Source organism: Pseudacidovorax sp. DMC4, from assembly GCF_056314265.1.
Map to the genome: position 1 here is coordinate 273,365 of NZ_JBQUYR010000009.1, position 7,126 is coordinate 280,490.

The following is a 7,126-nucleotide window of genomic DNA, read 5'->3' on the forward strand; positions in this document are numbered from 1 at the left end:
TTCTACAAAAGCGGCGATGCACCCTGACCCTGCACGGCCACGGCCAGCGCCTCCGCCGACCAGGCGACCACCTCGATGGGCTCGCGGCGGCCCCGCACCTCGATGCGCCGCATTTCCCCGGCCGCCGGCGACAGGCCCGCATGCCTCACCGCGAAGCGCGAGGCCACCAGCGCCGCGCCGGCCGCCTTGGTCTGCTCCTGCAGCCGGCTGGCGGTGTTCACGACCTCACCCACGGCGGTGAAGCTCTGCACGTCCAGGTGGCCGACCTCGCCCACGGCGGCCGTGCCCGCATGCAGGCCCATGCCGAAATCGAGGGACTGGCCGAATTCGCGCTCGAATTCGGCGCTCCACGCGCGCAGCCGCGCGCTGATGAGCGCCGCCGCGCGGAAAGCCCGCCGGCAGGCGAGATCCAGGCCTTCCTCCAGGCCGAAGAGGGCCATCACGCTGTCGCCGATGAACTGGTTGGGCACGCCGCCCGCCTCCCGCACGGCCTGGCCGACCAGCGCGAAGTAGCGGTCGAGCACGTAGACGAGGTCGAAAGGCCACTGGCGCTCGGCCAGGCCGGACCAGCGGCGCAGGTCGACGAAGAGCACGGCCACCTCCCGCTCGCCGTCCAGCCGCGGACGGTGGCCTTCGGCGGCCGCGCCGGCGCCCAGCAGTGGGGAGACCTCCAGATCGCCCGTCGGCCTCAATTGGCAGGCGAGCCTGACCTGGGCGCCGGCACGCACACGGGCCAGCGTGCGTTGCTCGTCGGGGCCGGGCGGCGGGCAGTGCCCGGCAGGGCCCGCCACCCGCACGCGGCAGGTGGAACAGCGCGCCCGGCCGCCGCACAGCGACAGGTGGGCAATGCCATGGGCCCGGCTGGCCTCCAGCACGCTCCAGCCGACGGGCACCTGCACGCTGCGATCCGGATAGCGCAGCGTCAGCATGCGGCCACCGGACAGCCGATGCAGCCGCCCTCGTGCAAGGCGGGCGAGCAGCCATGCCGCCAGCAGCGTGACGTAGAGGTCCTGGCCATGCTCGGCGAGCATGCCCAGCCGGTGACCCTGGACGGCGTCGGGCGCGTTCACCGGCCCTGGCGCGAACTGCCACTCCCGCCCCATCGCCACGAAACCCAGCGCCGCCAACGTGGGCAGCAACACAGCCGCCGTGAGCAGCAGCGGCTGCGCCCGCCGCCAGCGCGGGTCCGCGCGCAGGGCGAAATGCAGGCCCATGCAGCCGTGCAGCCAGGCGGCGGCCAGTGCGATGACCTGGAAGGCACCGCCGGCGCTGGCCCACAGGCCCTCGACCACCCGGGCGTAGCTGCCGTTCAATCCGAACACGGTGTAGCCGCCGCGCATCGACGCCAAGTGCGAGGCCAGCAGCAGCGGCAAGGCGAAGCCCAGCACGATGCGCAGCCCCTGCGAAGGCGGCATGCGCAGGCTGCGCCGCTCCCACAGCGCCACGAAGGCGAGGGCCAGGTGGACGGCGACCGCGCCATAGAGCAGCAGCGTGCCCGGCCAGGAATGCCAGAAGGCGCGAAGCGGCCCCAGCGCTCCTTCGGCCACCCGGAGCGAGACCAGCCCCAGCGCGTGGTTGAGCAGGTGCAGCGTCACGTAGGCCATCAGCACCAAACCGCTGGCCCAGCGCAGATCGCGGCGCGAACGCAAGGAGAAGGGGGCGGGGGCGGCCGGTGCGGCGACCGGCGGAGGCGGGCTCATGGGCGGCTGAGCATAATCGCGCGCCCATGATCGACCGGCCCTCCAGTCTCGCGCTTCGGCGCTTCGCCCTCTTCGACGACCTGCCCCCGGCGCGCCTGGACGCACTGGCGGGCCGCTGCGTCTGGCGCCGGGTGGCTGCCGGCCAGCCGCTGCTGCTGCGGCGGCAGCCGCGCGCCGACATCTACCTGGTGATCGACGGCGCCGTGCGTGTGACCACCTACGGCGCCAATGGCCGGCAGGTCACTTTCCGCGACCTGGGTGCCGGCGAGATCGTCGGCGACCTGGCCGCGCTGGACGGCCAACCCCGCTCGGCGGACGTGATGACCGTCGAGGACAGCCTGGTGGCGGTGCTCGACCGCGAGGCCTTCCTGGAGCTGCTGCAGGACGAACCGACGGTGGCGCGGCGCCAGATGCAGCGCCTGACCACCCTGGTGCGCCAGTTGTCGGAGCGGGTGATCGAGCTGAGCACGCTGGGCGTGCAGAACCGGCTTCACGCCGAATTGCTCCGGCTGGCCCGCACCGCCAGCCCGGATGCCGCCGCCGGCGAGGTGCGGCTGGCGCCGGCGCCTCGCCATGCCGAACTCGCCAGCCGCATCAGCACCAACCGCGAGCAGGTCACCCGCGAACTCAATGCGCTGGTGCGCAGCGGCCTGCTGCGCAAGGAGGGCGACGCCCTCGTCCTCACCGACGTGGCGCGCCTGGCCCGCGTGGTCGCCGAGGTGATGGGCGACGGCGGCGCCTGAGGCGCGTCGCGCTCAGTTCAGTTCAGCCCGCGCTGGCCGCCGGCCACGGCATAGCGGCCCGCGCCCAGCAGCATCACCGCCAGGGCACCGAAGAGGTACAGCCCCTGCAGTTCCAGCGCCCAGCCGCCCTGGCCGGTCAGCGTGAAGAACTGGCTGGTGTGCACCAGCAGGAAGGCCACGATCATGTTGATCACGACCACCGCCGCGGCCGGGCGCGTCCACAGGCCCAGGATCATCAGCGCCGGCGCCAGCACTTCGCCCACATAGACGAGGTAGCCGATGGCCCCGGGAAGGCCGTGGGCGGCCAGCATCTTCACGATGAAGCCCGGGCCCGTGCCCAGCTTGAAGATGCCGTGCAGCAGCACCAGCACGCCGACCGCCAGGCGCAGCACCAGCTTGCCGGCATCGTCGTGGCGGGGAAGCAGCGCGGCGCCCGTCTCGGAGGAAGCGTAGGACATGGCGGGCCTCACAGGGGTTGTTGGGCGGCGCCAGAGGCCTGCTGACGCTGCGGCTCATGCTGCATGTTGGCGGGCAGGCGGCTGTCGACGAAGGCCCGCGGGTCCAGGTTCTGGTTGGGCGCATGGGCGGCGGCCACCGCCTCGGCCTGCACCTGGGCGCGGGTGCGGGCGCTGACGAACACGGGCTGCTGGCCGAAGCTGCTCGCTTCGCCGATGGCGGCCACGTCGCCGCTGCGCTCGGCGGCGACCAGTTGCTGTTGCACCTCGGCACGCGACAGGGTGCTGTGCACCGCCGTGCGGTTCTGCTGGATGTAGTCCTCCTGCGTTTCGGCGGAGGCGGCACCGGCAGCGAGCGTCAGCAGGGCGGCGGCGAGGAGAGCGGTCTTGTTCATGGCGAATCCTTTCGAGGGTCGGGAGAGAGAGGTCGATCCCGTCGCGGCAGGTGCCACCGGATCGATGCCTTGCAGTTTCTGCCCCTCGCCGGTGCGCGGAAGTGCGTTTACGCACACGTCCGGACAAGTCGCCCCGCGCGCTCCTGCCGCCGCAGGCCGTGTTGTCCCGGATTTCTGTGGATAAGTCTGGGCATATTCCTGGGAAGGCATCGCCAAGGCCCGTTCCCCCGTGCACTTTGGACGGATTGCCTGTTTCGCAGGCACAGGGCCGGCCTGCACCTGCGCCTCCCCGGTACGAGGGCCGGCCATGCCCCGTTCCTGCCGGGCCGGCTGCAAAGCGGAATTGTCCGACGCGGTCCCCTTCGCAATGCGAGGACATTTTCCGGATTTGCATCGTCTCGGAGGCGGCCTGTCAGCCTCAACGGCCAATTGGCCGTTGAGAAACAAAGCGCGATACCATGGTTGCGAAAGGTTTCCCAACATGAGGAAAACTCTCTCCAAATGTCATCCAGGTTGTTGTTTTCAAAGGAAAATCAAATCTGATCTTTGTTAAAAACATTTAATTACAAGTGAATGTTTTTTTCTGACCCATTGAGATGCGGGACCCGTTTTTATGTCCTCCTTGAGCTCCGAAGAAATAGCGTATTACGAAAGTGTTCACTGCGATCGGCAATGGCGCCTTTTCAATCAGGCGCTGGGCGTGGAACTGGGCGAAGGGCTCCCGGACAGCGAATTGAAGGCGCTGTTCGCCCGTCTGGGCCGGCGAGTGGCGCAGTCGATGCCGCTGGAGCGCTGCCAGACCGTGGCCGAACTCGAGGCGGCGATGAACCGCGCCTGGGCCGACATGCGCTGGGGCTTCGTGCGCCTGCACGAGGACGAGGACCGGCTGTGGCTGCAGCACCACTGCCAACCGCTGGTGGCCAGCTTCGGCAGCGTCTCGCTGCCCTGGGCGCAGAGCTTCTTCGAGGGCGTGTACGAGGGCTGGCTCGAAGCCCAGGGCTCGCCCGCCGCGCTGGCCGTGTCGGCGCTCGTGCCCGATGCGGCCGAGCCCACCGTCAGCCCGCGCATCCATCTCCAACTCCACCGACGCGCCGATCGATGACTGCTCCCGTGCCTCCCGACGACATCGTCGGCCTCTTCCAGAAATTCGACGGCGACGCCGGCAGCTACCGCAAGTTCGCGTCGCCGGCCGCGCCCGAGCCGACGGCCGAGTGGCCCCTGCTTGCTTCGCCCCATACGGGGGCTGCGCCGTCGACGGGGACCGGCCCCGCGCAGGCGGAGCCGACCTCCCCGGCCATGCCCTCCGCGCGACTGGCGCCACTGCTTCGCCATGCGGCAGCCAGCGCAGCGGCGCCCTCGCTGCCCGTGGGCGCAGCGACCGCCGGCAACGATGCGCGCATGGCACCGCTGCAGCAGCTGTTCGAGCGGCTGGCGCAGCAGCCGCCTGCATCGTCCAGCCCGCCCGTGGTGCGGCATGGGCTGCTGCGCAGCTGGCGCCGCCAGGCCTGAGCCGCCATGGCGACCGTGCTGGCCCTGGTGGCCTCCAAGGGCGGGGTGGGCAAGACCACGCTGGCAGCCAACCTGGCCGCGGCCCTGGCACGCCAGGGCCGGCCCGTGCTGGCGCTGGACCTGGATCCACAGAACGCGCTGCGGCTGCATCTGGCGCCACAGCCCCTGCCCACCAACGGCCTGGCCGACGTGGTGCTCGGCCGCATCGGCTGGCGCCAGAGCATGATGCGCGGCCGCGGCGGCGTGGTGCTGCTGCCCTTCGGCCAGCTCGACGACGAGCAGCTCGTCGCGTTCCAGCAGTCGCTGGCCGCCCAGCCGGACTGGCTGGCGCTGGCCATCGAGGGCTGGGCCTTGCCGGCCGACGCCGTGGTGGTGGTGGACACGCCGCCCGGCCCGTCGGTCTATCTGCAGCAGGTGCTGCGCGTGGCCTCGCTCGCGCTGATGCCGCTGCTGGCGGACGCGGCCTCCTTCGCCACGCGTGAGCTGGTCGAGCGCATGGTCGACAAGTACGCCCGTGCACGCGCCGGCTTCGGCGGGCTGCTGTACCTGGTCAACCAGGTCGCGCCCGAGCGGCGGCTGGCGCGCGATGTGCTCCAGCGCCTGCGCGACGAGCTGGGCCCGCGCCTCATCGGCGAACTGCACCAGGACCAGGCCGTGAGCGAGGCCATGGCGCACATGCTCCCGGTGGCGCAGTACGCGCCGCACAGCCAGGCCGCGCACGACATCGACGAGGCGGTGCGGCGCCTGCTGTCCCACCTGGACGCCACCAGCCCCGGCCACTGGCCCGCCCAGGCGTGAGGCGTCGCTCCACGGCGCCCCCAGGCGCATCGGGAAGGCCCGCCGCATGACGCCGTCGCCGGCGCAGCCCGCCGCACAGCCGCCCGCCTGGCTGGGCCTGCTGCCCGTGCGCGTGGGCGGCTGGCTGCTGGCGCTCGTGCTGCTGGCGCTGGTGGTCATCACGCCGCTCACGCTCGGGCAGCAGCTCCTGCTGTCGGTGACGTGCTTCGTCGCCGCCCTCGTGGTCGGCCGCGCCCGCGGCCGCTTCGCCAGCCTGGTGATGATGGTGCTGTCGGTGACGGTGTCCTCCCGCTACCTCTACTGGCGCTTGACCGAGACGCTGGTGCTGCCCGGCGTGCTCGACCTGACGCTGGGCGCCGGACTGCTGGTGGCGGAGGTGTACGCCTTCGTGGTGCTGGTGCTGGGCTATGTGCAGACTGCCTGGCCGCTGCAGCGGCGGCCGGTGCCGCTTCCTGCGGACCCGGCCCAGTGGCCCACGGTGGACCTGTTCATTCCCACCTACAACGAGCCGCTGGATGTGGTGCGCAGCTCGGTGCTGGCGGCCCAGACCATCGACTGGCCGCGCGACAAGCTGCGCATCTACGTGCTGGACGATGGCCGGCGCGAGGAATTCCGCGTCTTCTGCGAAGCCGCCGGCGTGGAGCACCTCACCCGCACGGACAACCGCCATGCCAAGGCCGGCAACATCAACGCGGCCCTCAAGCACACCCATGGCGAGTTCGTCGCCATCTTCGACTGCGACCACATCCCCACCCGCTCCTTCCTGCAGATCGCGATGGGCTGGTTCGGACGCGACCCGAAGCTGGGCATGGTGCAGTTGCCGCACTACTTCTTCTCGGCCGATCCCTTCGAGCGCAACCTGGGCACCTTCGGCACCGTGCCCAACGAGGGCGAGCTGTTCTACGGCCTGATCCAGGACGGCAACGATCTGTGGAACGCGGCGTTCTTCTGCGGCTCCTGCGCCGTGCTGCGGCGCACGATCTGCGAGGCGGTGGGCGGCATCGCCGTGGAGACGGTGACCGAGGACGCCCACACGGCGCTCAAGATGCACCGCGCCGGCTACAACACCGCGTACCTGGCCCTGCCGCAGGCAGCGGGCCTGGCCACGGAGAGCCTGTCCGGCCACGTGGGCCAGCGCATCCGCTGGGCGCGGGGCATGGCGCAGATCTTCCGCACCGACAACCCGCTGCTGGGCAGGGGGCTGAACTGGGCCCAGCGGCTGTGCTACCTGAATGCGATGCTGCACTTCCTGTACGGGTTGCCGCGGCTGATCTACCTGACCGCGCCGCTGGCCTACCTGCTGCTGGGTGCCAGCGTGATCCATGCGTCGGCGGCCATGATCTTCGCCTTCGCGCTGCCGCACATCCTGCATGCCAATCTCACCAACAGCCGCATCCAGGTGGAGTGAACCCCTGGGGCTGGACCACAGAGGTGGCACAGAACTAAGCCGCTTGCCGGGCGAGTTGATCTTCGAATTCGTTGGGTGGGACGTAGCCCAGCGCCGAGTGCAGTCGGGTGGCGTTGTA

Annotated in this window: 7 protein-coding genes and 1 pseudogene; 5 read left to right on the plus strand and 3 right to left on the minus strand. The window is 70.8% G+C overall.

The features are described from left to right. Nucleotides 1-2: 2 nt before the first annotated feature. On the minus strand, nt 3-1,700 hold the full coding sequence (locus tag ACT54X_RS18705) for an adenylate/guanylate cyclase domain-containing protein (RefSeq protein WP_476347784.1): 1,698 nt from the start codon (nt 1,698-1,700) through the stop codon (nt 3-5). Nucleotides 1,701-1,726: 26 nt separating this feature from the next. Between ACT54X_RS18705 and ACT54X_RS18710 the strand changes: the two genes are divergently transcribed. Next, nucleotides 1,727-2,443, plus strand: coding sequence for a Crp/Fnr family transcriptional regulator (locus ACT54X_RS18710; protein ID WP_476347786.1), 717 nt, complete (start codon nt 1,727-1,729; stop codon nt 2,441-2,443). A 17-nt stretch (nt 2,444-2,460) separates the two neighbouring features. On the opposite strand, the gene ACT54X_RS18715 is transcribed toward ACT54X_RS18710, so the two are convergent. Both ACT54X_RS18715 and ACT54X_RS18720 read right to left on the minus strand, forming a co-directional pair. Next, a complete protein-coding gene (locus tag ACT54X_RS18715) occupies nt 2,461-2,901 on the minus strand; it encodes a DoxX family protein (protein ID WP_476347788.1) in 441 nt (146 codons plus the stop codon). A gap of 8 nt (nt 2,902-2,909) precedes the next feature. Beyond that, on the minus strand, nt 2,910-3,293 hold the full coding sequence (locus tag ACT54X_RS18720; RefSeq protein ID WP_294370479.1) for a DUF4148 domain-containing protein: 384 nt from the start codon (nt 3,291-3,293) through the stop codon (nt 2,910-2,912). Nucleotides 3,294-3,906: 613 nt separating this feature from the next. Here ACT54X_RS18720 and bcsD point away from each other — a divergent pair. The 4 genes and pseudogenes from bcsD to ACT54X_RS18740 form a co-directional block, all read left to right on the plus strand. Continuing rightward, nucleotides 3,907-4,395, plus strand: a complete 489-nt coding sequence (gene bcsD / locus ACT54X_RS18725) for a cellulose biosynthesis protein BcsD (RefSeq protein ID WP_354320080.1) — start codon at nt 3,907-3,909, stop codon at nt 4,393-4,395. An 8-nt stretch (nt 4,396-4,403) separates the two neighbouring features. Then, nucleotides 4,404-4,802 (plus strand): hypothetical protein, encoded by a 399-nt coding sequence (locus ACT54X_RS18730; RefSeq protein ID WP_476347791.1) that lies wholly within the window; start codon nt 4,404-4,406, stop codon nt 4,800-4,802. Between the two features lie 6 nt (nt 4,803-4,808). Next, a complete protein-coding gene (gene bcsQ / locus ACT54X_RS18735) occupies nt 4,809-5,600 on the plus strand; it encodes a cellulose biosynthesis protein BcsQ (protein ID WP_476347793.1) in 792 nt (263 codons plus the stop codon). 46 nt (nt 5,601-5,646) lie between these two features. Further along, a pseudogene (locus ACT54X_RS18740) lies at nt 5,647-6,999 on the plus strand (glycosyltransferase); the annotation flags it as partial. Between the last annotated feature and the right edge of the window lie 127 nt (nt 7,000-7,126).